The sequence below is a fragment of the Nostoc sp. PA-18-2419 genome (assembly GCF_005869855.1).
Lineage (GTDB): Bacteria > Cyanobacteriota > Cyanobacteriia > Cyanobacteriales > Nostocaceae > Nostoc.
This window is the reverse complement of sequence record NZ_SZNH01000009.1, coordinates 216450-241993: the sequence shown is the minus strand read 5'-3', so window position 1 is coordinate 241993 and position 25544 is coordinate 216450. Positions and strand designations below refer to the sequence as shown.

Annotated in this window: 25 protein-coding genes and 1 tRNA gene; 7 read left to right on the top strand and 19 right to left on the bottom strand. The window is 38.8% G+C overall.

The window, feature by feature from the left end; all coding sequences use genetic code 11:
- Positions 1–97 precede the first annotated feature (97 nt).
- Positions 98–721 carry a class I SAM-dependent methyltransferase gene (locus tag FCR06_RS12325; RefSeq protein ID WP_138499975.1) on the bottom strand — a complete coding sequence of 208 codons (624 nt, stop codon included), beginning with the start codon at positions 719–721 and terminating at the stop codon, positions 98–100.
- Positions 722–814: 93 nt separating this feature from the next.
- On the opposite strand from FCR06_RS12325, the gene hemH reads away from it, so the two are divergent.
- Complete coding sequence (gene hemH / locus FCR06_RS12320) at positions 815–1981, top strand: ferrochelatase (protein ID WP_138499974.1); 1167 nt, start codon at positions 815–817, stop codon at positions 1979–1981.
- A 77-nt stretch (positions 1982–2058) separates the two neighbouring features.
- On the opposite strand, the gene FCR06_RS12315 is transcribed toward hemH, so the two are convergent.
- Positions 2059–2610, bottom strand: coding sequence for a DUF4126 domain-containing protein (locus tag FCR06_RS12315; RefSeq protein WP_138499972.1), 552 nt, complete (start codon positions 2608–2610; stop codon positions 2059–2061).
- 410 nt (positions 2611–3020) lie between these two features.
- Positions 3021–3917, bottom strand: coding sequence for an SDR family oxidoreductase (locus tag FCR06_RS12310; protein ID WP_138499970.1), 897 nt, complete (start codon positions 3915–3917; stop codon positions 3021–3023).
- Between the two features lie 480 nt (positions 3918–4397).
- On the opposite strand from FCR06_RS12310, the gene FCR06_RS34240 reads away from it, so the two are divergent.
- Complete coding sequence (locus FCR06_RS34240; protein WP_262984664.1) at positions 4398–4526, top strand: hypothetical protein; 129 nt, start codon at positions 4398–4400, stop codon at positions 4524–4526.
- A gap of 43 nt (positions 4527–4569) precedes the next feature.
- Here the strand turns inward: FCR06_RS34240 and purB are convergent, their stop codons facing one another.
- The 8 genes from purB to FCR06_RS12265 all read right to left on the bottom strand — a co-directional run bounded on the left by purB (position 4570) and on the right by FCR06_RS12265 (position 12926).
- Entirely contained in the window at positions 4570–5865 is a 1296-nt protein-coding gene (purB, locus tag FCR06_RS12300; protein WP_138499966.1) for an adenylosuccinate lyase, read from the bottom strand.
- 191 nt (positions 5866–6056) lie between these two features.
- Entirely contained in the window at positions 6057–7091 is a 1035-nt protein-coding gene (locus tag FCR06_RS12295; RefSeq protein ID WP_138499965.1) for a YihY/virulence factor BrkB family protein, read from the bottom strand.
- Positions 7092–7609: 518 nt separating this feature from the next.
- On the bottom strand, positions 7610–8380 hold the full coding sequence (locus FCR06_RS12290; RefSeq protein WP_138499964.1) for an ABC transporter ATP-binding protein: 771 nt from the start codon (positions 8378–8380) through the stop codon (positions 7610–7612).
- Between the two features lie 122 nt (positions 8381–8502).
- Positions 8503–9465, bottom strand: a complete 963-nt coding sequence (locus FCR06_RS12285) for a branched-chain amino acid ABC transporter permease (protein ID WP_138499962.1) — start codon at positions 9463–9465, stop codon at positions 8503–8505.
- A 49-nt stretch (positions 9466–9514) separates the two neighbouring features.
- Positions 9515–10117 (bottom strand): Uma2 family endonuclease, encoded by a 603-nt coding sequence (locus FCR06_RS12280; protein WP_138499960.1) that lies wholly within the window; start codon positions 10115–10117, stop codon positions 9515–9517.
- Positions 10118–10131: 14 nt separating this feature from the next.
- A complete protein-coding gene (locus FCR06_RS12275; RefSeq protein WP_138499958.1) occupies positions 10132–11082 on the bottom strand; it encodes a branched-chain amino acid ABC transporter permease in 951 nt (316 codons plus the stop codon).
- 7 nt (positions 11083–11089) lie between these two features.
- A complete protein-coding gene (locus FCR06_RS12270) occupies positions 11090–12352 on the bottom strand; it encodes an ABC transporter substrate-binding protein (RefSeq protein WP_138499956.1) in 1263 nt (420 codons plus the stop codon).
- A 238-nt stretch (positions 12353–12590) separates the two neighbouring features.
- A complete protein-coding gene (locus tag FCR06_RS12265; protein ID WP_138499955.1) occupies positions 12591–12926 on the bottom strand; it encodes a DUF6464 family protein in 336 nt (111 codons plus the stop codon).
- Between FCR06_RS12265 and FCR06_RS32565 the strand changes: the two genes are divergently transcribed.
- Positions 12814–13107, top strand: coding sequence for a hypothetical protein (locus tag FCR06_RS32565; protein ID WP_189523401.1), 294 nt, complete (start codon positions 12814–12816; stop codon positions 13105–13107). The two genes, FCR06_RS12265 and FCR06_RS32565, sit on opposite strands and share 113 nt — an antisense overlap.
- A 58-nt stretch (positions 13108–13165) precedes the next feature.
- Here FCR06_RS32565 and FCR06_RS12260 read toward each other — a convergent pair whose 3' ends face one another.
- The gene (locus FCR06_RS12260) at positions 13166–13657 is read right to left on the bottom strand and encodes a hypothetical protein (protein ID WP_189523396.1); all 492 of its coding nucleotides are present in this window, start codon (positions 13655–13657) and stop codon (positions 13166–13168) included.
- A gap of 410 nt (positions 13658–14067) precedes the next feature.
- Here FCR06_RS12260 and FCR06_RS12255 point away from each other — a divergent pair, with 410 nt between their 5' ends.
- Positions 14068–17085: an ABC transporter substrate-binding protein gene (locus FCR06_RS12255; protein ID WP_138499953.1), complete on the top strand. Its 3018-nt coding sequence runs from the start codon at positions 14068–14070 to the stop codon at positions 17083–17085.
- 22 nt (positions 17086–17107) lie between these two features.
- Entirely contained in the window at positions 17108–20083 is a 2976-nt protein-coding gene (locus FCR06_RS12250) for an ABC transporter substrate-binding protein (protein ID WP_138499952.1), read from the top strand.
- A gap of 113 nt (positions 20084–20196) precedes the next feature.
- On the opposite strand, the gene FCR06_RS12245 is transcribed toward FCR06_RS12250, so the two are convergent.
- The 3 genes from FCR06_RS12245 to FCR06_RS12235 all read right to left on the bottom strand — a co-directional run bounded on the left by FCR06_RS12245 (position 20197) and on the right by FCR06_RS12235 (position 21231).
- On the bottom strand, positions 20197–20412 hold the full coding sequence (locus FCR06_RS12245) for an acetyltransferase (protein WP_138499950.1): 216 nt from the start codon (positions 20410–20412) through the stop codon (positions 20197–20199).
- Between the two features lie 132 nt (positions 20413–20544).
- Positions 20545–20853: a DUF3181 family protein gene (locus FCR06_RS12240; RefSeq protein ID WP_138499949.1), complete on the bottom strand. Its 309-nt coding sequence runs from the start codon at positions 20851–20853 to the stop codon at positions 20545–20547.
- A gap of 120 nt (positions 20854–20973) precedes the next feature.
- On the bottom strand, positions 20974–21231 hold the full coding sequence (locus FCR06_RS12235) for a 2TM domain-containing protein (RefSeq protein WP_138499948.1): 258 nt from the start codon (positions 21229–21231) through the stop codon (positions 20974–20976).
- A gap of 206 nt (positions 21232–21437) precedes the next feature.
- Here FCR06_RS12235 and FCR06_RS12230 point away from each other — a divergent pair, with 206 nt between their 5' ends.
- Positions 21438–21635, top strand: a complete 198-nt coding sequence (locus FCR06_RS12230; RefSeq protein ID WP_138499946.1) for a DUF2795 domain-containing protein — start codon at positions 21438–21440, stop codon at positions 21633–21635.
- A 1-nt stretch (position 21636) separates the two neighbouring features.
- Here the strand turns inward: FCR06_RS12230 and moaC are convergent, their stop codons facing one another.
- Entirely contained in the window at positions 21637–22146 is a 510-nt protein-coding gene (gene moaC, locus FCR06_RS12225) for a cyclic pyranopterin monophosphate synthase MoaC (protein ID WP_138499945.1), read from the bottom strand.
- Positions 22147–22180: 34 nt separating this feature from the next.
- Between moaC and FCR06_RS12220 the strand changes: the two genes are divergently transcribed.
- Positions 22181–22254, top strand: a tRNA-Arg gene (locus FCR06_RS12220).
- Between the two features lie 134 nt (positions 22255–22388).
- Here the strand turns inward: FCR06_RS12220 and FCR06_RS12215 are convergent.
- From FCR06_RS12215 to FCR06_RS12205, 3 genes are all read right to left on the bottom strand, one after another.
- Positions 22389–23621 carry an MFS transporter gene (locus tag FCR06_RS12215; RefSeq protein ID WP_138499944.1) on the bottom strand — a complete coding sequence of 411 codons (1233 nt, stop codon included), beginning with the start codon at positions 23619–23621 and terminating at the stop codon, positions 22389–22391.
- A gap of 148 nt (positions 23622–23769) precedes the next feature.
- The gene (locus FCR06_RS12210) at positions 23770–24774 is read right to left on the bottom strand and encodes a glycosyltransferase family 2 protein (RefSeq protein ID WP_138499942.1); all 1005 of its coding nucleotides are present in this window, start codon (positions 24772–24774) and stop codon (positions 23770–23772) included.
- 35 nt (positions 24775–24809) lie between these two features.
- The gene (locus FCR06_RS12205; RefSeq protein WP_138499941.1) at positions 24810–25538 is read right to left on the bottom strand and encodes a C40 family peptidase; all 729 of its coding nucleotides are present in this window, start codon (positions 25536–25538) and stop codon (positions 24810–24812) included.
- Between the last annotated feature and the right edge of the window lie 6 nt (positions 25539–25544).

Genomic DNA, 25544 nt, shown 5'->3' with positions numbered 1-25544 from the left:
CCTAAAATTTGTGATTTTTCATTATACCCAATACTGTAATTAGTGAGTGATAATGGCTAGTAACAGAGATTGATTGATATAAATCAACTTCTATTTTTTACTTTTTCGCTTGTATAACTTGCAAACTACCACCTGCATACAAAGTTGGCTTACTCACTTTAAACCCAGTTTTTGCCAACAAACCAGGTAAATCAGTTTTTAATAATTCCCAAGCTGTTTGTGTCTCAAACAACAACAAAAATACTGATACTCCAAGCCAAAATATCGGGTTCGTGGGGGTGTGAAAATCTACGAGTGTAAATACCCCTCCAGGCTTTAACACCCGATAAACCTCATAAATAATCTTTCGTAATTGCTGAGGTTGCATTTCGTGTAGTGCAACACTAGTATGCACCACATCAAACAGATTATCTGCAAATGGCATTTCTTCTGCAAAAGCTTCTACATATGAAGCTAATGGTACATTTTGCCGCGCCCGTTGCAAAGAAAAGGGTGAAGCATCCAGCCCTATTACATTTTGTGAAAGTTTTACCAAAAATTGCGTTGCTTGACCACTGCCGCAACATAAATCTAGAATCTGAGTATCTGAGTCAATTGTTAAGCGTTGCAAAGCAAGTTGGCGAAAACGGGCTTCACCACCTACACTCAAGGCTGCCAGACGAGAAATATTATCATAAAACCACTGATAGCGGTAACTCCAATCTCTTAAAATTGTTGCCATTGCATATTTCCTTGCTATTAAGCTTTATATTTAATAAAGATATATTGTTAACATTAGTAAAAAACCTGAAAAGATTGGGGGAAAGTAACTGCTATGGGTCGTGTAGGCGTCTTATTACTCAATCTCGGTGGCCCTGATAAGCTAGAAGATGTCGGGCCGTTTTTGTACAACCTATTTTCTGATCCGGAAATTATTCGCCTACCGTTTCGTTGGTTGCAAAAGCCCCTAGCCTGGTTTATTGCTACGCGCCGAACCAGAACATCTCAAGAAAACTATAAGCAAATCGGTGGTGGTTCGCCACTACGGCGGATTACGGAAGCCCAAGGAGAAGCCCTAAAAGAACAGTTGGGCTATTTGGGTCAAGAAGCCAAAATTTATGTGGGAATGCGTTATTGGCATCCGTATACAGAAGAGGCGATCGCACAACTTACTCAAGATAATGTAGAACACCTGGTAATCTTACCACTTTATCCCCAGTTTTCTATCAGTACCAGTGGTTCTAGCTTCCGGCTTTTAGAAAAGCTTTGGCAAGAAGATCCCAAACTTCAACCGATTGATTACACTGTCATTCCTTCGTGGTATAAACAACCAGGCTACCTCAAAGCAATGGCGGAACTTGTAGCCCAAGAAGTCGACCAATTTCCCAATCCTGACGAGGTTCATATTTTCTTCAGCGCTCACGGCGTTCCCAAAAGCTATGTTGAAGAAGCAGGCGACCCCTACCAACAAGAAATTGAGGAATGTACTGCCTTAATTATGCAGACCCTTAATCGACCCAATGTCCACACCTTGGCTTATCAAAGTCGCGTTGGCCCAGTAGAATGGCTACAACCTTATACTGAAGATGCCCTTAAAGAACTAGCCGCCCAAGGCGTGAAAGATTTGGTAGTCGTACCCATTAGTTTTGTCTCAGAACACATTGAGACATTACAAGAAATTGATATTGAGTATCGAGAAGTCGCAGAAGAAGCAGGAATTCATAACTTCCGTCGCGTACCTGCTCCCAATACCCATCCAGTATTCATTAATGCACTGGCGGAATTAGTAGTTGATGCGCTTCAAAAACCCAGTTTCAAGTTGTCGCAAGCAGCGCAAATGAAAAAAATGGTGAAAATGTATCCCCAAGAGCGTTGGGAGTGGGGTCTAACTACTAGTGCTGAAGTCTGGAATGGTCGCATTGCTATGCTTGGCTTCATTGCTCTAATCATCGAGCTGATTACCGGTCACGGGATATTGCATATGATTGGCATTTTGCAGTAAAGGGCGTTGGTGACTGGAGACTGGCACAGAGGTAGAGGGGCACAGGAGGCAAAGAAAGGGAGAATAATCTCCAATCCCTAGTCCCTAGTTTTTAATCCCTGCCGATACCAGTCATACCACTGCTTACCGCTACGAACTGCAAACCATAGGAGAATTAAAGCAATTAGTCCTCCTTGCCAGGGAGCATCAAAGGCAAAGAGTACTAGAGCAATACATAAGGTATCTTGAAGAAACACTGCCCACAACGGTAAGCCGCGTAACCGATAGAACCAACCAACTTGAACTAGCTGGAGTACTAAAGCTAACAAACCCCCAGTTAAGGCAATCAGCCAGTTTGGTGTTGCTGTAGCAGAAGCTACTGCTAATCCCATAATTGCCCCCGCGAGGGGAGACATTAGTAACTGAATCAGTTGTAGCAATCTTTGTCCCCATAGCTTTTTTGAAGCTAACAATTCAATTAAGGACCAACTAGTAAGACAGCCTAATAGTATTGGTTCAGAAATGTGAGATAAAATTGGAATTTGCGACCACAAGCTACTACCCTGCAACAGTCCAATAATTAGCAAAGGTATGCCTATTCTTATTCCTGCTGCCGCAGAGGCAGAGAGTGTGGCTAGGATTTCAATCATCAAAGCACTCGCAGCACGAATAAATAACTAAGTATTTGTTATATATACTACCCACTGATAGTGATAATTATAGCAGTAAACTACAAGTATTCTTTTTTGGAGAATGGGGAGATGAGGAGATCGGGAATTCGAGGTCCCCACGAAGTAGGGATTAGGGGCAATGGGGAAAGGTTTTTGAGCTTTCTGTATAGATTCGGGAATTATAACTAATTAGCCGGACTTGGTATCAACATGAATCGTAAATGTCAGTGTTCAAGATTGCTCCCAACTCAATTGAACTGCTCGATATAAAAATGCGATCGCCTAGAGTGATCGCAGTTAACCAACCAGAATTAATCTGGAAGTTTTCCCTATTTTCAAGATCGGTGACTCTTATAAAAGTTCTTCTAGAGTCGTTTCAACATTTTGAACTAGGCAATCCCGATGCCACCTGTTACACCATAAACTTCTCCGGTAATGTAACTGCCTTCTTGAGAAGCAAGCAACACATACACAGGAGCAATTTCCACAGGCTGACCGGGTCTTCCGAGCGGAACTTCAGAACCAAATTTCTCAATCTTATCCTGGGTCTGACCACCACTCGGCTGTAGTGGTGTCCAGAATGGACCGGGTGCGACTGCATTAACACGCACTCCCTTCTCGATCATCTGTTTGGCGAGAGATTTGCTGAAATTCTCAATGCCCGCTTTCGTCATCGCATAGTCAAGCAGACTCGCTGAAGGTTGATATGCCTGAATCGAAGTAGTGTTAATAATTGATGCTCCGGGCAACAGATGTGGAACGGCTGCTTTGGTAATCCAAAATAGCGCGTAGAGGTTTGTCTTCATCACTTTATCAAAATGCTCAGTCGTGATGTCGCTAATTGAGGGGTAAGATGTCTGTGCGCCAGCATTGTTCACGAGAATATCTAAACCATTCAAAGATTGCACTGCATCTGTTACCAGCTTTTGACAAAAATGCTCGTCGGTGATGTCACCAGGAAGTGCAACCGCTTTGCGTCCTGATTGTTCAATCAATTCGATCACCTCTTGAGCATCAGCAGACTCGCTCTTAAGATAGCCGATCGCCACATCAGCACCTTCCCGTGCAAATGCGATTGCAACAGCGCGGCCAATACCAGAATCGGCTCCCGTGACCAATGCCTTCCGACCTGCAAGCTTTCCAGATCCAATGTAGCTCTGCTCACCGTGATCCGGTTGGGGCTGCATCTTTTGAGCAAGTCCTGGTACGGGCTGCGGTTGTTGGGGAAAGGGCGGAGCGGGATATTGCTGCCGGGGGTCTTGCATCTCTAATCGATCATCTTTCATCACTTGGTTGTTTTGATAGTTATTTGCAATTCAATACTTAAGTATCAAGCATTGAAGAGAACGATTCCTCACCCTTTGAGCAGAATAATCTTCCAGAGTATACAAGACTTAGGCGTAGGCTAATTGATGCGCTTGTAGCGGCTCCCGTCAGAAACTCCCAGTTTTCTAAGTAGGGGAAGAAAGTTTGGAGAAAATTAAGGCGACGATTCTGATAGTTAAGGTTATCAATTATCAACTTTTTGAGTTATATCTTCATTTCAGTAACCCTACTTTTTTATGCAGTATTTTTTATACGATTAATTTTTTAGCTAACTCTGGTTGAGTTTTTAACTTTCTCTCTCCTGTTTTGGTCTTTAATCCAGAAACTAGCCCCAAAATTCCTTGTTATTTCTGTTTGTGACAGTTCTGGGTGCGGAATGTGCTTTGGATGGGTTCCCAAGGCAGTCCCGATCAAACAAGTTTCACCACCAAGCATGAAAAATGTATTTTCCCCTACACCCCACACCCTACACCCTTACACCCCTCTTTCAAGTCAGTCCGCACAAAGGTGGTTTCCCCAAAGAGGAACTGCCATCGGCTTGTGCCGCTAACGCAGAATCCGCAGGGTAGCAACTGGCTCTCAACAGTCACCACTCCCAATGACCAACGAAACTTAAATACCTAGCCGTTGATAAATCTCTTCTAAATGGCGCAAGTGTTGTTGGGGGTCGAAACACACCTCTAGTTCTGCTGGAGACAATTTTTGGGTAACACGGGGGTCTTTACTAATCAAGTCCTGGAAATTGCCTTGTGGCTTGTTCCAAGCAGCGTGAGCGCTTTCCTGAACGATCGCATAAGCTTGTTCGCGGCTCAATCCCTTGTCTATTAAGGCAAGTAGCACTTTTTGACTGAACACAACGCCGCCGTAGCAGTTTAGATTTCGTTCCATGTTCTCAGGATATACCAGCAGGTTTTTCACTAAGTCGGTGATTTCTAAAACCATAAAATGTGTCAAAGTGCAAGTGTCTGGCAAAATTACCCGTTCTACGGAACTGTGGGAAATATCCCGCTCGTGCCAGAGGGCGACGTTTTCCAAGGCTGCACCAGCATGGCTTCTCACAAGTCGCGCTATTCCTGTCAGCCGTTCCGAACGGATGGGATTGCGCTTGTGTGGCATGGCTGAGGAGCCTTTTTGACCTTTGGCGAAGAATTCTTCTACTTCTAGAACGTCTGTTTTTTGCAGATTGCGAATTTCCACAGCAAAGCGTTCGATGGATGCTGCTAATAGCGCCAATTGTTGCACATAGTCGGCGTGGCGATCGCGGGAAATCACTTGTGTTGAGGCAGTATCGGGTTGCAGTCCGAGTTTTTGGCAAGCGATCGCTTCTACACGCGGCTCAACATTTGCATAAGTGCCCACCGCACCAGAAATTTTACCCACAGCAATGGTTTGACGGAGAATTTTCAGGCGTTCTTGGTGTCGCAACACTTCTGCCAACCAGCCAGCTAGCTTGAAACCAAAAGTGATTGGTTCGGCGTGAATCCCATGGGATCGGCCAATCATCACTGTATGACGATGATCCTGTGCCTTTTGGCGAATCACACCAATCAAATCTTCCAAACGTTGCAATAACACATCCAAACTCGCAACCAATTGCAACCCTAAAGCTGTATCCAAGACATCGGAACTGGTTAGCCCTAAATGAATATAGCGTCCAGCATCGCCAACATATTCATTGACGTTTGTCAAGAAAGCAATCACATCGTGGCGAACTTCAGCTTCAATTTCTAGCACCCGCTTTGGGTCAAAATCTGCCTTTGCCTTAATTTCTTCAACCGCAGCAGCTGGAATGTAGCCTAATTCAGCCTGAGCCTCGCAAACTGCGATTTCTACTTGCAGCCAGGTTTTTAACTTATAGGCTTCACTCCACAGATTACCCATTTCGGGCACAGTATAACGCTCAATCACAATGGGACACAGAATACAACCGTCATATTTTACAGTTTAATTAGTGTACATCGCTTTTTAACTCTACTTTTTGCCCAGCGATGGAATTAGATTTTTTCATAAATCAAATCGGACTTCTACATGCCAACTTGACATCAGCCAAAAATTCCACACCTTGCTGACGTAATTTGCTCATCAAGAGATTTAAATAATCAATAATGCTGGGTTCTTCTTCTAGATTTGAAACGTTTTGGTTTGGATAAATATCGAATTAAGCGACTAATTAATTTAGAGAAAGACTGTTTATTATTGTTATTTTGCTTTCTAGGAGCAGTGCTATTGTTGTTCGTCTCTTGATTAGTAGAAGTTTTATTATTCATAGGTACGGCATTTTTTGTTGGGGTGATACCGCTTCCATGCCTTCTGGCATAAACTTGGGTAAACTCTGCACCAAAGAAAAGAATCTGTGCTGCATAATTAACCCAAGCTAGGATAATTACCAGTGAACCCGCAGCACCATAAGCTGACCCAAAACTGCCATTACCTAAATATTGTCCTAACAAAAACCTGCCGATGGAAAACAAAAATGAGGTAAGAATAGCTCCAATTAAAACATCACTCCAAGCAATTTTGACATCTGGTAAAACTTTAAAAATTAGTCCGAACAGAAATGTAGTGATGGCAAAAGAAATGACAAAATTAAGAATTTTCCAGAGAAAATCGACACCTGGTAGTAAGTTACTAAAATAGGCTGATAATGCTGCTAATCCCGTACTAATTACTAGAGAAACTAAAAGTAAAAAGCCAATCCCTATTATCATTGCAAAGGACAAAAAGCGTAAGCGAATAATATTAGTTACACCTTGTCCGGGTTTGGGTTTCACTTCCCAAATCGTGTTGAGAGAATCTTGCAATTCAGTAAATAAACCAGTAGCACCCAATAGCAAAACTACAACACTAATAATTGAAGCGATCGCACCTGTCTGTGGTTTGTTAGCATTGTTGATAGCTGTTTGGATAAATTCTGCCCCACTTTTGCCGACTAAACCTTGAATTTGTCCAACGATTTGACCTCTTGCCGCCTCTTCTCCGAATGCTGCGCCTGCGATCGCAATTACAATAATTAGCAAAGGTGCAATAGAAAAAATTGTGTAATAAGCTAAGGCCGCCGCTAACCGAGAGGCTTTATCTTCACTCCATTCTTGAAACGTCTCTTGGAACAGTTGCCAAATTGCCTGCAAATTCATTGAGTCAGTCTCCTTGTAAGGGATGTTGCTTAGTCCCTGATATATTTGATACTTATTTGCTAATTAGCCACATCTTCCCAAGGGTGTTAGCGTCACCTCCTTTAGGAAGAATTTAATCAGCAATAAAGCATAACTGAAATCACTATAGTAATCAAATTATCAAGTCAAATTGTCCAAAACTAAATTTACTACTTGAGAAAAATCACAGTTATTTAGTGTAACCAAAATTCTATTTCCGGAAAGTGTGAGCGCGGCAATTCGTAAATTGTGCTGCTCAACTTTAATTTTTTAACTGATTAGATTTATATACATACGAGCGTGCTACCATCTTCTCTGAATTTACGACAAAATATTGACTTTTAAATTTGTGACCTTTGATTTTGCTAAACTATTTATTTGCATGAAGTTTGGACTATCACTCATCTAATAAAATCATACAGGAGATTTTAAGTTGTGGAGTAGACAATGTAAGTCTCCAAGCCAACAAAAAGCCTGTTTTATTCCTGAATTCTACTGTATCATTCATTTCCCAAATACGCTTCAATTACAGCAGGGTTATTTCTAACTATAGATGGTTCACCTAAGGCAATCAATTGTCCAAAATCTAAAACTGCAATGCGATCGCACAAACCCATCACTAAAGGTACATGATGTTCAATCAGTACTATTGTTAAATTAAACTGTTCTCGCAAACTACAAATAAATTGACTTAGTTGCTGCTTTTCATTGGGGTTCATTCCTGCAGCAGGTTCATCGAGAAGTAAAATTTCCGGTTCTAAAGCTAAAGCACGGGCAATTTCTAAGCGACGTTGGTCACCATAGGCGAGGTTTTTAGCTTTTTCCTCAGCGCGATCGCTCAAGCCCACCATCTCCAATAATTGTAAAGCTTTTCGCCTGCTTTTTTTCTCTTCTCGACGCGCTGCTGGTAATCCCAAAACTCCTGTTAACACATTACTTTTGTTATGCAAATGTCGGGCACTTACTACATTTTCTAGCGCAGATAATTCACTAAATAAACGAATATTTTGAAAAGTTCGAGCAATACCTAAACTCGCAATTTGATGCGGGCGTAGTCGGGAAATATTTGTGCCTTGATAGCGTAATTCTCCACTAGAAAGGGGAATAAAAGCTGTAATCAAATTAAATAGTGTTGTTTTGCCAGCACCGTTAGGGCCAATCAGTCCAAAAATCTCATGTTTATTGACTGAAAAAGATACATTATTCACCGCCACTAAACCTCCAAAGCGGCGAGTCAATGATTTGGCTTCTAAAATAATGTTGTTTGTCATTGGGCTGCTGCTTTAATCAAATCGGCTGCTTTTCACCAATCATAATTGTTGGTGCATTTGTGTTTTATGTATTAATCATCACTCAGTAACTTTAAGTGGTTATTTTGATTTATTGGAGTTCCCTAAGTTGTTTGCTTTGATGTTTTAAAAATTAACTTCATTAATAAACTTTTACATTTTTTTAAAATATCTGGAGTGACAAATCCTTGAGGAAAAAATATAGTTCCTAAAACTATTAAGCAACCATAAATAATTAATCTACCATCGCGTAAAAATTGGGCTAACCAATTGGGTAAACCTGCTATATCAGCTATTCTTCGTAAAATAATTTCTAATAAAACTTTCAAGACAATAGCACCAACTACCGAACCTAAAAAAGTTCTAGAACCACCAATTAACACAATCGTTAAATAGGTAATACTAGCATCAAAAGTACCTTGTCGAGCATTCCAGGTATTCAGAAAATGAGCGCTAATTACACCTACAATTCCAGCAAGAATTGCCCCAAGAGTAAACGCTAAAACTTTATAGTAAGTGGGGTTAATTCCCATTGCACTGGCAGCTAATTCGTCTTCGCGGATGGCAATAAATGCCCGGCCTGTACGAATGCGCTCTAAACGGTAAAATAATACCATACTAATTAATAGTAATGGCAGGGCAATCCATAAATACTGAAGTTGACTAGGGAATGGTTGAGGAATACCAAAAATTCCTACAGCACCGCCTGTAATATCTAGATTTAAGGATACAACTCGTAAAACTTCTACAAAAGCAATAGTGGCGATCGCTAAATAAATTCCCCGCAATCTTAATGCCGGAATTCCTACTACTATAGCTAATATACCAGAAGTTAAACCAGCAATTAACATTTCCAATAACAGTAATGGAATCGGAAATAAATTATTACTAGATGGAAAAACTTTTGTTGATAAAATCGCTGCAATATATCCACCTAAAGCATAAAACCCCGGACTAGCTAAAGACAATTGTCCAGCCATCAATGGTAAATAAAGCGATAATCCTAATAAAGCCTCCAATACCATATAAACTATCGGTGACTCATAAGTAGAAAAAAATTCAGCCATTATAAAATATTTTGATTAAGCTTAATCAAGTTATCACTTTTCTCTATTTTTAAGCTGTTAATATTTGCTCTGCTGTCAGCACCAGTTTAGGAAAAGTTTGTGACACAATTCGTTCAGAACCTCTAAAGTGTGTGCGTTGGTATTTACCCTCAGGATTTATTAGAAAAACAAACACAGTCAGAACTTTTGGATTTCCTAAATCCTCTCTGGAACCAATTGCCAAATAATCTACAATCCAATATTCTATAATACCTAAGCGTTGATATTCATCTAATTTATCAATGTAGTCATCTTCCCAATTATTTGATGTTACTTCTATAGCTAACTGGATAGGTTCTTCAAGTGCAGAATAAGCAGAACGATTTGAGCGCCATACATCTCTATCTATCACGCTGACATCAGGCTTACGCCCTTGTTCGATTCCATTGGCAGTTATAGTTCTCAAAACTGCTGTACTTTTTACTACGTAATTCAGATTGAGACGTTTAATTTCATCTTTGAAAGAGTCAGCTACAAAGTCAGCGACATCATCATGATTTCTAGTTGCACACACTTCTACAATTTCCCCATCTACAAATTCATATAAACCTGACTCTGAACACTGTTCCAAAAAATCATCAAAAGTTAATTTTTGTTTAGTGTATATTTTCATAGTGCTGTGTCTGTTTAAACTTTCTGAATCAACCGACGACCTAGTAAACCTTGGGGTCTAACTAACAACATGATAAATAATATTCCGTAGGCTACAGCGTCTTTATAACCGGAATATTCCGCCGGCACAAAAGCCTCGACTAATCCAATAAGTAATCCTCCTAAAACTGCGCCAGGAATACTACCCAAACCACCTAAAACAATTACCGCTAAACCCCTTAAACCAAAGGTGATGCCGAAATATGGCCCAGCTATACTAACACTAGAAGCCACTAAAGTTCCTGCTAATCCTGCTAAGAAACTACTGAGAAAAAATGTTAAGATAATAAAGCGATCGCTATTTATTCCTAATAAACTAGCGGTAGTTGGATCTTCAGCGATCGCTTGCATTGCTTTACCATATTTTGTCCGATTGATAAAATAGCTGAGAATTGCCACAATCGTTACTGAAACAGCAAAAATTATTATCTGAACGGTACGAATTGGAATTTCTTTTTCTTCAGTACCAAAGTTAATAGAAGGTGGTAAATTTCCGTAAGTATTTGCTGGGTAAGTATAACTTTCTGCCCCTACTAAATACTGGATTAAATTTACGATTACCACTGCTACTCCCAAGCTAGAAACAACAGTTAGTAAAGGGTCAGATCCCTGACGTCGTAGAGGCTGAAAAGCAACCCGTTCCATCACTACCCCTACCAATCCTGCTAAACTACTTCCTAAAATCAAAGCTATAGTAAATGGTAATTTTATCGGCAAGACTGCATTAGCTAATAAGCCGTTAAATCCAAAGTTACCACCCATGAGTGTATAAGTGAAATATGCACCCAACGTAAAAATTGCCCCATGAGCTAAATTAATAATGCCTAAAATAGAATAAACCAAGGTATATCCTAAGGCAAAAATTGCGTAAACACTGCCAATGGATAAGCCATTTAATAATTGCTGCAAAAATAGACTGATATTCATCTAGCAACTATTTTAAAAATGTAAATTTACCTTGACTTCCGTCTTTTTCCATTTTGATTTGAGCTACATAGAAATCTTTTTGGACAACTTCACCCACTGGAGTAAAACCAATTTCACCCAAAGGTGTATTGTATGTTCCACTAAGTATCTGTTTATTTAATTGAGTACGTAATTCTGGTAGTTGTAATTTATTAACTTTAGTGTTTTTATCTAAAGCTTGCAGTGCTTCGATATAAACCTGCACTGCTGCAAAAGCTTGGGCACTAAATTGGGGTGGTTCTTTTTTATATTCCTCAGTATAGGCTTTACGAAATGCCGTATTAATTTCTCCTGGATGTTCTGGACTATAAGCTTGAGCAATCAATACACCATCACAAAGTGCCTTACAAACTGGCAATATATTCGATGTATTTAAACCATTCCCACCAACAATTAAACCTTTATAACCCAGTTCGCGTAATTGTCGCACCAAATTACCACCATCAGCAGCCAAACCAGAAATAATCACCAAATCTGGTTTAAGATTAATCGCATTGGTAGCTTGGCTTTGAAAATCTGTATCACTAGTTTGAAACTTTTGAACTGTTACTACTTCCAGTCCTTGATCCTTGACTGTTTGCTGGAAAATTTCCGTTTCTGACTTACTAAATGCATCATTTTGAGCATAGAAAACTGCGACTTTTTTAATTTGGGGGTTTTGCTTGAGTGCAGCCTTCACCGAATTAGGAGCGACAACGGAAACTGGTGCGGAAACACGAGCCACATAATCACCAATTTCGGGAATATTTTTTGCAGTATTTGATGGGCCAATAATTGGTACTTTTGCACGGTCAGCAATCGGATCGGCACTAAAAGCTTGCTGTGATAAAGTTGGGCCAACAATCCCAATAACTTTATCTTTATTAATTAAAGTTTGAACAGCGTTAATTGCTCCTGCTTCATCACCGCCAGTATCTTGAAACACCAATTTAATTGGAGTACCATTGACTCCACCTTTAGCATTAAAGTACTTCTCAGCAATTTTGACTCCAGCCACTTCTTCTTGACCCAATAATGCCACATTGCTAGTTTGGGCAACGGCAATACCGATGGGAATCGCACCGGATAATATACCCGTCGTTGCTGCGGTGTTAGTTGCAGTGTTATTCGTAGTAGTATCTGGACTATTACTTGGAGAATTTGTCACAGTAGTAGTACCACCACCGCAGCCTGTGAGTAGTAAAGTGCAACTTGATAATAATGCTGTTATCTTAGAGAAAATTTTTTTCATCGTTAAATAATCATCTAGTTATTAGATAGTTTGCAAAAGCTAAAGGTAAAGATTAAGTAGAACATTGAAATCTGCTGTATATTAAATTATTTTTATTTGAGCATACAAAGACAAATATTCAAAGTGTTTGTAAATACAAATTATTGTAGTAGGCAATGATTTTATCATTCCCAGGTTCAAGCAGCAAATATAGTACTAATATTCTGATGATTCTTTAATTATTCTGACTTCTGGATTGTTACAGACTATCAAGCTTTTTTTCATTACCAGCTAATTGTTTTGGCTCGTAGTGACGACAACCGTTACATGGGCCGTCGGGATTTACTGCACAGCGGATGTAGCCGGATCGAGCATTAAATTTGCAGCTGATATCGCCAATCAGGTAACCCACTCCTTCTAAATAATAGCGATCGCCTTCAGCCGATCTGAAGTTTTGCGCTTCCCGCACCCGAGGAAAATTCATGGCTGCTTGCCTCATTCGTAAGCGCGATCGCGATCGGGTTTTCCGGATTACCCACAATGAAAATAGGGACGGTAAAAAACCAACGGCAATCACTAAAAGTGTCTTTAACACCTTCTTTTTACCCCTTTTGAGCGCTGATTCATCGTCCCTAAAGTTGCACTCTGATTTTACACAAGTGCAAATCTGGGGGCAGATGTGCCTTTTGCAACCAATTTTGGTGGCAATTAGCAATGGTAGTGTGGTAACTGGCAATTTTGATAATATCTTCCTTCTACCACTTCAATCAGCATAACTGTTACAACCTCGGAGGTGGGTTACCTTTAAATGGCGATCGCTTTAAGATTTGTTGACTAATATTTTTTGAAGAATCGTTTTATGTTGGWGTTAGCCCTATCCTTGTTTTTTCTATGTCGCTGCGATGCTAATCTTTTTTTAGTTTGCTGACGTAACTGCTGTGCTAGCAGTGCGGCTTCCCTTTCTGCTCGGAATAAATCAACTCTTCGTGTTGTCAAAATAAAAGACTGGTCTGATTTTTGTCTTACCCAAGGGACGCTAACTGCTAAATACTGACAAATATTTTTGCATAGTTTTGGCTTGATCAGTGGGTAACGTTTTTGAGTGTTGAACGTATTAGCGATCGCTTTCAACTCCAGTATCGCTGCTTCTAGCTCCCCTGCCATCCGATTGACACGCTCAACTTGCGMGGTTAAACGCTCTCGTTTGCTGATAATTTTTTCCTCTTGCAGTTGCAGTGGCAATATGGCAGTAGTCACAGGTGTCGCCTGCAAAAGTGAAACATTGACTGAAACAGGCTGTTTGCGGCTGTCTTGGATTTTTTTCATACTACCTCAAGCAAGGCTAGCTGACTTGTAAGGCATTTTAACACCAGTATAGTAAATATGTACTATTTTTGAGTGTGAGGTTCAATCTGAAAAAAAATCAGTAGTTATACCAATTCATTTATCATTAGCGACTTCGTTAAAAATTTTACATAACGTAAAAATACTTATAAAAATATAGTTTTACGTAAAATTTACGAAAAATAGACAAATTTGATGTAATTTATACATACAGTCAATAATTTTTTTATACTATAATTAAATAAAAAATTTTACTATTTTCTAATTAAATATCTAACCCCAATATCTGAAACAATCCCCTTTTTATTAGAAAAGCAGTTTCGTCATAATTTTTTGTGGGGCGGAAATATAAAACAGTAAGTTAATCAGGTAACCCTGTGGAGAGAAAGAATGTGACGAATATAAGTCATTGGAGAAATCCTTACATCGTCGGTAAGACAATTAATGAACCGGAAAAATTTTTTGGACGCGAAGATTTATTTGCGTTTCTTGAAGATAATCTCAACAATAATATACAAATTCAGTTATTGCACGGTCAACGGCGCATTGGGAAATCTTCCCTACTTAAACAGTTTCCCCATAAAATTAAGCCGGAAAATCAGAAAAACTTTGTCTTTATTTGTTTTGATTTGCAAATGTACAGTAAATCATCTGTGAGCCATATTATATATAAATTAGCTCAAACAATATGCGAAGAATTAGACAGATATGAATATCTTAGTATATTTCCTAACGATAAAAAAAATAATAATATTTTAGATATATTTTGTGATACATTTTTACCAACAGTTTGCAATCAGGAATTAGGTAATAAAAAATTAGTGCTGTTATTGGATGAATCTGATGTTGCAATTATTAATAATGATAATATAAATAATAACTTTTTTCCATATTTAAAAACAGTTTTAATCAAACAAAAACAATTGTTTGTTATTCCAGTTTTAGGGCGGTTCGATGATGATTTGGAAAACCTGTTTCAGTTGTTTGACAGTCCACCAACTCAAAAAATTGATTTACTTTATGAGATAAGTGCTAGACGACTAATTACTAATCCAGCAAAGGGTATGCTGGAGTATCAAGAAGATGCAATCAATACAATTTTTGAACTTTCATCATGCCATCCCTATCTCATCCAAGGTATCTGCTTCAATCTTTTTCTCCAAGCCAAATCGGCGATAAAAAGCAAAGTTAATCATGAAGATGTAAACAAAATTGTAGACGAAACCATTGACAATCTTGGAGGTGGATTAGAAGGTTTATGGAATGGATTATCTATTAATGAAAAAGTATTTTTTGCAACAGTAGCAGAGGTTCAAAAAATAGCTATTGAGCAAGTAAAATCTTCAGAAGACCCATTTACACTATTGAAAAGCTATGGAGTTATCCAGACAGAAGAAATAATTCAAGCTACAAAGCAGTTAGTTAAGAAAGGTTATTTGGAAGGCACAGAGCGAGAACGACGAGTCAAAATTGAATTAGTTCGGCGTTGGTTAATCAAATATCACCCATTAAATCAAGAAATAAATGAATTGGAAAAAATTAACAAAGAAGAAATAGATAAAATTGCAAAACAAGAATTAGAATTGTATCGCGATAATAGTACTCAAGATATAATAAACCATTATGAAAAAATATTGACACTCAATCCAAATCATTTCAAGACTATACCTCGTCTAGCTAAAAAGTACTTGGATATTGAAAATTTTGAGAAAGCCTTGGAACTTTACACCCGAGCCTATCACTATAACCGTATCGAGAATAAAGAAAATCTTTTACAAGCACTAGAAGCCTATGGAAAAAATTTGAGGAAACAAGGAAAATTAACTAAGGCAAAAATTCAGTTTGATAGAGCTTTAGAAATTGAGCCTGAGAAGGAATCAGTAAAAGAACAACTTGCAGAAATTAACACTGAACTTGAAAAACAGGAAGTACTCCAAATACAACAACTTGAGGAACAATTAACTAAACCTGATATAAACAACTCAAAAAATCCCCTTCACCAGCGAGTTATATTAGGTATGATTGTAGGATTGATTGCCCTCTTAGGTGGTAGTATTGCTGTTAATCTGTCTTCTTCAATTCCTAACCCTTTACCAACAACAACTCCAACGACTACACCAAAAGCAGATGATAATATTCAGAGTAATATTAGTAGTGGCGATCATATTTTATTGCTCACTAATAACAACACTCGCCCCGACGAAGCCTTAAAAGCATTTAAAGAAGGTAATTACTCTAAAGCCGTTGAATTATTTGAAAAGGCCATAACGAATAATCCTAACAATCGCAACAATCCAGAACTAAGGATTTACTACAACAATGCCAAAGCTCGTGACAAGGCTAAAACGGGAGACGAGTATAGTCCCTTAACTTTAGCAGTGGTTGTACCCGGAAATGACCAATCCAAAGCTCAAGAAATTTTGCGTGGAGTTGCACAATCACAAGAGCAATTTAATGTTAATGGCGGTCAGAATGGTCGATTGCTACAAATTTTAATTGCCAACGATACTGACGACGAAGAGAAAGCCAAAAAAATAGCTAAAAACCTGGTTCAGAAAGACTCTCTACTGGGGGTAATTGGCCATGGCTCTAGCCAGACGACACAAGCAGCTCTTAATATATACAAACAAGCAGATATAGCTATTATTTCTCCTACCAGCACTGCCAGCACTTTACAGGGAAAAAATTTCTTTAGAACAACTCCTTCAAATGCTGCATTTGGTGAAACTTTAGATAGATATGCTACAAATTATCCTTTCAAGAAAGTTGTAATTTTTTACAATCCTACAAGTAATTATAGTAACAGTATCAGGGAAGAATTTATCAAGAATTTTGCAGGTCAGGTTGTTCGCTTGATAGATTTGACAGATCCGCAACTAGATATAGAGAAAGAACTTCGAGACACTGCATCTCAACAGGTGCAAGCAGTTATATTATTCCCAGACATAAAATATACAGCCACAGCACTTGAAGTAGCTAAAGTCAATCTTGATAAAAATTTAGGCCTAATGTTGTTAGGAGGTGACAGCCTATACAATAAAAAAACATTAGATAATGGTAAAAATGTTGAAGGCTTAGTTCTTGCTGTGCCTTGGTTTAGGGAAGCACCACAAGCAAAAGATTTTTCCCAAGAAGCAAAGCAACAATGGGTAGGAGAAATTAGTTGGCGCACAGCCACCAGTTATGATGCTACTCAAGCTTTTGTTAAATCTCTGTCATCGCGACCTTCGAGAGCAACAATTCTACAACGACTGCAAAACTTAAATCTTTCCCCTAAAGGAATATCGGAAGATAAGCTAGTAACATCAGGAGACGATCTGAAATTTAAGAACGGAGAACGCCAAAGTAAAGCCATTCTTGTGACAATTGAGCAAGGTCAGTTTAAATGCTTGCAGCAATGTTCACCTTAAAAGACGAGGGTAGCTTTTTTATATGAATAATTCTACTGCTCGTAGAAATCCTTACATCATTGGTCGTTCAATCTATGAACCGGAAAAGTTTTTCGGACGAGAAAATGTATTCAAGTTCATTGAAGATTGTCTCAATAGTAATATAAGAATTATTTTATTGCACGGTCAACGACGAATTGGCACATCTTCCGTACTTCAGCAGATACCCCACAAACTTGCTCAGAAGAAATTTGTTTTTATTACTTTTGACTTGCAAAGTTACAGTCAATCTTCTTTGAGTGATATATTACACAAATTATCTGAAGCGATCGCAGAATCTTTAGAGCTAAATTCAGATATTAGCCCATTTCCTTCTGAGGAACAGTTACAAAATAATCTAGATATATTTTCCGATAATTTTTTACCGAGAGTTTATCAAAGATTAGGCGAGAAAAATTTAGTGATATTACTAGATGAATTTGATGTTATCAGTAACGATGATAACATTTTAAATTATAGTAATAATTTTTTAAAATATTTACAATCACTTCTAAAGCAACAAGAAAAATTATCTATTATACCTGTAGTAAGGCGAAATAAAAATGATTTAAAAAATTTAATTAATTTATTTAACAGTCCACCATATCAAAAAGTTGATTTACTTGATGAAATAACTACTAAACAACTAATTATTAAACCAGCACAAGGTATGCTGGAATATGAGGAAGATGCAATAAAAGCAGTTTTTGAACTTTCATCAGGGCATCCATATTTTACCCAAGCTATCTGTTTTAATCTTTTTCTGCAAGCAAAACTTGCACACCAATGGAGAGTTACTCGTTTTGATGTCGAAGGTATTGTAGACAAAACTATTGAAAGTGTAGAAGCTGGATTAATAGGATTTTGGGATGGATTATCTATTGATGAAAAAGTAGTCTTTTCAGCTGTAGCAGATGCTCAACAAATAGCTATTGAGCAAGGAAATTCATTTCCGGAAGATCCTTTAATACTGCTAGAAGAATATGGAGTGATTGCAACAAAGGAACTGATTGAGGCTGCTAAAAAACTAACAGCAAATGGTTTTTTAGATGAAACCGAGCGGCGAATAAAAATTGAATTAGTCCGTCGTTGGTTAGTGAAAAGCCGCCCATTAAAAAAAGCAATATGGGGATTAGAAGAACTTAGAAAACAAGAAATCGATATAATTAACGAAGAAGTAACGAAACTGCATCAAAATGATAACAATCAAGATTTGTTAGATGCTTATGAGGAAATTTTAAAAATCAATCCTAATCACTTTAGTACTCTAACTGTTTTAGCTGATAAATACTTGGAGATTTACAATTTTGAAAAAGCTCTAGAACTCTATGAACGAGCCTACCAGATAGATTATATACGTAATCAAGAAGCTTTTTTAGTCAGACTAGAAGCTTATGGAAATAATTTGATAAACCAAGAAAAGTATATTAAGGCAAAAGAACCCTTTGAGAAAGTTTTAACAATTGAGCCTGAGAGAGAATCTGCAAAATATAAACTACGCGAAATTGAAGCAGAAATTGAACAACAAAAAAGTCTAGAGATAAAACTTAAAAATTATCAACAAAAGTTAGTAAAAATTGAATCATTAGAAAATCAAAAACCTTTGATTCATCGTCCACTTATCTTGAGTATAATTTTACTAGTTATTTTTATAATAGGTAGTATTGGTGTTCGTCTATTTTCAACTTCCTGCGATCGCGGTCAACAAAAAGTTGATGGTAGTTGTGTTTCCAATCAGGATCGATTAATTCTGGATAATATTAGTCGTGGCGATCGCACTCTCTTTTTCACTATCTCTAACACTTACCGCGACCAAGGTATAGAAGCATTTAAACAAGGTAATTACCGTGAAGCCGTTCAATTATTTCAACGAGCTATAACGGCTAATCGCAACGATCCAGAAGTACGGATTTACTACAATAATGCAATAGCTCGTCAAAAAGGTAATCCGTTCACTTTAGCAGTGGCCGTACCCGCAGACAATGGACGAGATAGAGCTCAAGAAATTTTGCGTGGAGTCGCACAATCGCAACAGCAATTTAATGTTAATGGTGGCTTAAATGATCGATTATTAGAAGTTGCTATTGCTAATGATGCTAACAACCCAGAGCAAGCCAAACAAATAGCTCAACAACTGGTTAACGATAAATCTGTATTGGGAGTAATCGGGCATAGTTCTAGCCAGACCACACAAGCAGCTCTTCCTATATACAAACAAGCACATACACCTATCATTTCTCCTACTAACAGCACCAACAACTTGCAGGCAAACAATTTCTTTAGAACAACTTCTTCGGATGCTGCATTTAGTAAAAAGTTAGCGCAATATGCTATTAATTCTCGTTTAAATCAAGTTGTGATTGTTTATAATCCCAGAAGTTTTTATAGCAATAGTTTGAGGGAAGAGTTTAAAACTAACTTTAAAGGTCAGATTGTTAGTCTAATAAATTTGACAGATCCAACACTTGATATTGAGCGAGAATTTAAAGTTATTGCATCCAAACAGGTGCAGGCGATTATATTATTTCCAGATGTACAATATACAGCCACAGCAGTCGATATTGCTAAAGTCAATGTTGATCAGAAGTTACCACTAAAGTTGTTAAGTAGTGATAGTTTATATAATCCGAAAACCTTACAAGATGGTGGAAATGCCGTTGAAGGCTTAGTTGTTGCTGTGCCTTGGTTTAGAGAAGCGCCACAAGCTAGAGACTTTTCCCAAGCTGCAAAGCAACTATGGGGAGGAGACATTAGTTGGCGCACAGCCACTAGTTATGATGCTACTCAAGCTCTTATCAACTCTCTGTCACCCCAACCTTCGAGAGAAACAATTTTACAAAAATTACCACTGATAAATCTTTCCGCCACAGTAACATCAGGAAATGAACTGAAATTTCAGAAGGGGGAACGCCAGAGTCAAGCTGTCTTAGTGAAGGTTGAGTCAGGTAAGTTTACGTGCTTGAATAAATGTTCACCTTAAAAGATAGGTAGCTTTTTAATATGAATAATTCTACCACTTTTTCTAACATAGAAGATTGGGTTTTGTACCCCTCAGGAAGTAAACTACAACCCAACCCACTAATTCTAAACTAATTAAGCATTGCCACCCCGGTAATTAGCATCTAACCAACAGCGTGGTAAATCTTCGCCAGAGGGAAAAACGAGATTTTCTTTTTTGAAAGAATCAGGTTGCTGTTCTTCTTCACCTTGTTGTTCTCGTGCATGAACAACATCATTATTAGGGTCAATTAATTCTTGAATTTCCAGAATTTTTACTAATTCACCCGTGTCTTTGAGTTGTAAAAGCATATAATTAGCCTCAATAAGTTTGCATGAAAATTTTTAGCGACTCTCAATATCAAATCGCCCAAGCTACAGAATTTATTTAGAATTGTGACTTATAAACTCTGTTTTTCTTAAATAGAATTTTGGTTTTAGCGATTAATTTTCGCGTTGAAATTTTTCCAAAATATCTACTAAATTAACTTGGCATTGGACTGGGAGAAAATCAATTAAAGGAAGTTCGCGTTTGCCGCCGCCAATTTTTACTGAAATAGATGATAAAACTTGTGTAACTTGGTCTTCATTTACAGCATTGGAAGTAATTAAAGGATACAGTTGCTCAGCGACAAGGGTATGCAGTTTGGCATTAGATAAATAAAGATGCCATTTAGCAACATCTATGTAGACGTTTTCACCAATTTCAGCTGCTAGGGCTTCCAGTAGTTCTGCGGTGTTAGTTTTAGCCATAAAAATAATCCTAAATTGAGAAAGAGCGCGAAATTTCCGGTTTATTTGGATTATTGCTCAATCAACAAGGCTGATTCTACTGCCACAAGTTACAATCGCCCCAGTATCAGCAGTCCATCTTCAGGTGGATTTGGGTGGTGTTTCGGTGTAGTTGGCGATCGCAGCAATATAAATTAGATGTACCAACAGTATTACTAGCCAACTCACTGTAAACCAGGGCAGCCACTCCCAACTAGTGCCTTTCAAGTTGTGGAAGAACCACAATCCAGAATTAATAGTAGCAGCAATCGCTACATGCATCGCAAAATTCATTCGGTCATCGATTTTGCGGTACTCTGGGTCTTTGCGATCAGGTTTGCGAGGCCAACGAGGAGGCATAAATATTTGTTACAGATATTAAATACACCCTACTCATTCTAAGGTTTTTGGGAGTGCGATCGCTATTACTCAAAGTTAAAAGCCTGGTTCATCAACCTAGTGGATGACCTTTGGATTTTTTAAGTTACAAATGATTCATCTGTTTGATAGAGGGAGTAAATATATCCACTTGTGAAGATGGGAATTACCTTTAGAGGTGGATAAAAATGGCCAAGGCAAACCCAGTTGAAATCCAAAAACACTTGAAAGGTGTTGACTATCCTGCAAAAAAGCAAGATTTAATTCAACACGCTAAAAAGCAAGGAGCAGATCAGCAAATTATCTCTTTGTTAGAAAAAGTGCCAGAAGACAAAGAGTTTCAAAGTCCAACGGCTCTCAATAAAGCTTTGGGCGAGATAGTGTAGGTTATTGCTCTGGCGGGGAATAATCTCCTGATTTCCCGCCACTTTTACTGATTAAGCGAATCGATTCTATTTGAATCGACTTTTCTAATGCTTTAGCCATATCGTATAAAGTTAAAGCCGCAACAGAAACAGCAGTTAGAGCCTCCATCTCTACGCCAGTTTCAGCTTTGGTTTTGACTGTGGCTTGAATTTCATAACCAGGTAGTTGGGGATCGGGAATTACCTCGATCGCAATTTTCTGTAAAGGTAAGGGATGACATAGGGGAATTAAAGCAGCTGTTTGCTTGGCTGCCATGATCCCAGCTAACCTCACAGTCCCCAACACATCGCCTTTTGGGACATTTCCGGCTTGAATTGCGGCGAAAGTTGCTGGGAGCATCCGCACCTTAGCAGCGGCTACTGCTTGGCGGACAGTAGGTTCTTTCACAGACACATCTACCATCTGTGCTTGTCCTTGGTAATCTAGATGGGTTAAATTGGCAAAATTAGATGGAAAATTGTCTTGCGTCATTTAGTGAGAAAGTGTTAATATAGTTTCTTGTCAAGGGCGTGTAGCTCAGTGGACTAGAGCACGTGGCTACGGACCACGGTGTCGGGGGTTCGAATCCCTCCTCGCCCGTTTTTTAGAGTTATGAGTGACCACAATAAAAACTTTTAACCATTAATTTAAGGAACTCAAAAAAATAAATTTTCCTGTTTCAGATTGGTGATTGATGACTAGCAACAGTCAGATATTTTTTATTTCTCAGTTCCTTATAACTTATTCAAAGCATAAGTATCTGGGGTACGACCCAAGGCAAAGCGCAAGGACTTAGATAAATCTTTGCTGGATTTAGTGAAGAAAATCACAAGTGCCAAAAAAGTAATTGCAGCACCATAGCCAAACATACTGCGATAACCGACTTGTTCGGCAATAGAACCCAAAACAGGAGCAGCAATCGCAATCCCCAAGTCGAATCCAGTTACGCAAATAGCAAAAATTCGACCCCGTTCCTGTGGCAGCGAACGGTCTGCCATCATAGTTACAACCATCGATATAACTGTACCACCACCACTACCTTCAAAAATCGCTGCCAGTAAGAAACTAATCACACTGTTAGCCTGCCACAGCAGCAACAATGCTAAAATGTAACAAATTATACCAAAGGTAATAAACAAACCACGACCGAAGCGATCGCTTGCCTTACCAGCAAATACCCTGGTACTAAAACTAGAAATTGCCGCAACTGTAAAAAATAATCCACCATTAAAGTCTATCTGAGTTGATTTGATAAATAAAGACACAAAGGTATGTACAGTACCTACAGACAAACCTACCAGTAACATAATTAAAGTTGGCACTCTCACCCGTGGGCTATTGAGAATTTGCCAAAATTTGTGATTATTGTCTAGAGTTGACTCCTGTGTCTGTAGTGGCGGATTAGTGACTTGGACAATTGCTAACAGAGCCACAAAACCCAACTCAGCAGAAAATAAAAATAACACCCCATAAGTAGTTGTAGCTTGTAAAAACCCTCCCAAGGCAGGGCCGATTGCTAAACCAATGGGAGTTGCAAGGCTCATGTAACTAATAACTTCACCACGTTTTTCGGTTGGAGCCAAATCTGCGATTAAAGCACTGTAACCAGTGGTAAAAGCAGCGATACTAACGCCATGAAAAATCCGTACCAGGATTAACAGCCCAATGCCTTGAGTTGCTAAGTAACCAAAAGGTGCGATCGCAGCTACGATACTACCAATCAACAAGACAAGTTTTCGACCACGTTCATCGGCCAATCGTCCCAGTATCGGCCGAGTTAGCAATAAACCAACGGCAAAACTACCTGTTACAATCCCAATTTGTTGCTTAGTTGCGCCTACATACTCAAGATAAAGCGGTAGAGTTGGTAACAGCGAAGCCACGCTCGACCAGAATAATAAACCTGCTGTGAATAGAATCAGCAGGTTGTACCGCAATTCGGTATCAAATGTATTAAATACTTTCAAAGTAGATGCGATTGAATGAGTTTTTTGTCCTTTGTTATCGGTTATTTGTCATTTGTCCAAAGTCCGATTGTTTAAAATCAATCAAATATTTACTTTTAACTATTTACTGATGACCAATGACCAATAACAAATCATTACTATTGTTACTTTAGTTAACGTTTTTTGCTACCACCTCTCGCACACGATAGATAGGCCGTCCTTGGGATTCATGATATGTACGCATCAGTAACTCTGCTAAAAGACCGAAGCAAAACAACTGTACTCCAGTCACTAACAGCAGAACTGCCAAAATTAGCAAAGGGCGATTGCCAATCATCTCACCGAAAGCTAATTTGATGAACGTCAAATAAATGCCGATTAGCGTTCCTGAAACCATTGAAATTAAGCCTAACAACCCGAAAACATGCATCGGGCGGGTGAGGAACCTTTTCATAAACAAAATGGTTAATAAATCCATTAACACCCGGAATGTGCGCCAAATCCCATACTTACTGCGACCAAAGCGGCGAGGGTGATGACGCACGGGTATTTCGGTAATTCTCGCTCCTTCAATATAGGCCAAAGTAGGTAAAAAGCGATGTAATTCTCCGTAGAGGTTCATATCTGCCAGTAGTTCTGCACGATAGGCTTTGAGGGAACAACCATAGTCATGAATATTCACACCAGTAGTACGGCGAATTAGCCAATTGGCAATTTTGGAGGGAAGTAAGCGATTTATAGCACCATCTTGGCGTTTTTGTCGCCAACCACTCACCAAATCGTAACCTTCATCCAGTTTTGCCAATAACATCGGAATATCAGCCGGGTCATTTTGCAAATCAGCATCCAAAGAGACGATCGCTTTACCTAATGCATAATGAAATCCAGCAGCCATCGCCGCAGTTTGGCCGTAGTTGCGACGTAAAATCACTGCCTTTAAATCAGAACGTGCTTGCGCCTCTTGTCTAAGAAATTCCCCGGAACCATCATTAGAACCATCATCAACACAAATGATTTCATAACTTATCTGACTCGAAGATAATGTAGATGCGATCGCTTCTATTAAAAGCGGCAAACTTTCCACTTCGTTATGTATCGGCACCACTACCGAAACATCTGGGACAATTGCCGAAATCGCCTCATTCAACCCTTGATAAACCAACCCACTCCCCATCTTCCTCTGCGTCCTCAGTGTCTTGAGAGAAGTTCTCAACGGCCAAAGCCGCCGCTGGTGACTTCTGTTTGTGGTTCGTAACCCTTGATAACTCTACCAGCACCTCGCAGCTGTTGATAATAGGACTGACTAACTGTATCCCCCTGTTCCGAGAGAATATCAATCCCAATCCCATTGCGTCCCTGTTCTTTTCCAGAACTGTGGATATAATAACCATCCGCCAAATAAAGTCCCACATGGGTTGCTTTTTGGCTGGTTCCAAAAAATACTAAATCGCCAGCTGCTAATTCTGCAATCGTAATTGGTTGGGTGAATCCTTCCTGTTGATAAGCATCTCTGGGTAACCAAATACCTACTGAAGCAAAAGCCGCTTGCATTAACCCAGAACAGTCATAATTTGGTGCTACCGTACCACCCCAAAGATAATAATTCGATTGTTGCATCGCTTTTTGGGTAAAAGCGATAACCTCTACGAGCAGTTTTTTAATTTCAGATTCAGAAAATCTTGCAGCCTGATAAAGTACAGTAGCAGGTTGTAATAAACCTAAATCTGAAAAAGATGCCCATCCGGGATAGTCATCTTCACGCAAATACACCTCAACCGCCAAATCTTGATGATTTGATGTTACCCATAAATGTCGCCCAGATGCGGCTTGAGTTGCTAAGCGCGTACACCCAGGAGAATCGTATAAGTTCAGGTTAGCTAGACACTGATACTCTGCTGATTTTAGATTTTGAATTTTGGATTTTAGATTGAAGGACATTATTCG

Bases quoted from the DNA above. Each gene is read 5' to 3' on its own strand.
- FCR06_RS12270 (WP_138499956.1), bottom strand. From the start codon at position 12,352: ATGAAAAAAATTTTCTCTAAGATAACAGCATTATTATCAAGTTGCACT.
- FCR06_RS12240 (WP_138499949.1), bottom strand. From the start codon at position 20,853: ATGGCTAAAACTAACACCGCAGAACTACTGGAAGCCCTAGCAGCTGAA.
- FCR06_RS12280 (WP_138499960.1), bottom strand. From the start codon at position 10,117: ATGAAAATATACACTAAACAAAAATTAACTTTTGATGATTTTTTGGAA.
- FCR06_RS12230 (WP_138499946.1), top strand. From the start codon at position 21,438: ATGGCCAAGGCAAACCCAGTTGAAATCCAAAAACACTTGAAAGGTGTT.
- hemH (WP_138499974.1), top strand. From the start codon at position 815: ATGGGTCGTGTAGGCGTCTTATTACTCAATCTCGGTGGCCCTGATAAG.
- FCR06_RS34240 (WP_262984664.1), top strand. From the start codon at position 4,398: ATGTATTTTCCCCTACACCCCACACCCTACACCCTTACACCCCTCTTT.
- FCR06_RS12285 (WP_138499962.1), bottom strand. From the start codon at position 9,465: ATGGCTGAATTTTTTTCTACTTATGAGTCACCGATAGTTTATATGGTA.
- FCR06_RS12235 (WP_138499948.1), bottom strand. From the start codon at position 21,231: ATGCCTCCTCGTTGGCCTCGCAAACCTGATCGCAAAGACCCAGAGTAC.
- FCR06_RS12315 (WP_138499972.1), bottom strand. From the start codon at position 2,610: ATGATTGAAATCCTAGCCACACTCTCTGCCTCTGCGGCAGCAGGAATA.
- FCR06_RS12325 (WP_138499975.1), bottom strand. From the start codon at position 721: ATGGCAACAATTTTAAGAGATTGGAGTTACCGCTATCAGTGGTTTTAT.
- FCR06_RS32565 (WP_189523401.1), top strand. From the start codon at position 12,814: ATGGCTGCTTGCCTCATTCGTAAGCGCGATCGCGATCGGGTTTTCCGG.
- FCR06_RS12205 (WP_138499941.1), bottom strand. From the start codon at position 25,538: ATGTCCTTCAATCTAAAATCCAAAATTCAAAATCTAAAATCAGCAGAG.
- FCR06_RS12275 (WP_138499958.1), bottom strand. From the start codon at position 11,082: ATGAATATCAGTCTATTTTTGCAGCAATTATTAAATGGCTTATCCATT.
- FCR06_RS12250 (WP_138499952.1), top strand. From the start codon at position 17,108: ATGAATAATTCTACTGCTCGTAGAAATCCTTACATCATTGGTCGTTCA.
- FCR06_RS12245 (WP_138499950.1), bottom strand. From the start codon at position 20,412: ATGCTTTTACAACTCAAAGACACGGGTGAATTAGTAAAAATTCTGGAA.
- FCR06_RS12290 (WP_138499964.1), bottom strand. From the start codon at position 8,380: ATGACAAACAACATTATTTTAGAAGCCAAATCATTGACTCGCCGCTTT.
- FCR06_RS12295 (WP_138499965.1), bottom strand. From the start codon at position 7,091: ATGAATTTGCAGGCAATTTGGCAACTGTTCCAAGAGACGTTTCAAGAA.
- moaC (WP_138499945.1), bottom strand. From the start codon at position 22,146: ATGACGCAAGACAATTTTCCATCTAATTTTGCCAATTTAACCCATCTA.
- FCR06_RS12310 (WP_138499970.1), bottom strand. From the start codon at position 3,917: ATGAAAGATGATCGATTAGAGATGCAAGACCCCCGGCAGCAATATCCC.
- FCR06_RS12210 (WP_138499942.1), bottom strand. From the start codon at position 24,774: ATGGGGAGTGGGTTGGTTTATCAAGGGTTGAATGAGGCGATTTCGGCA.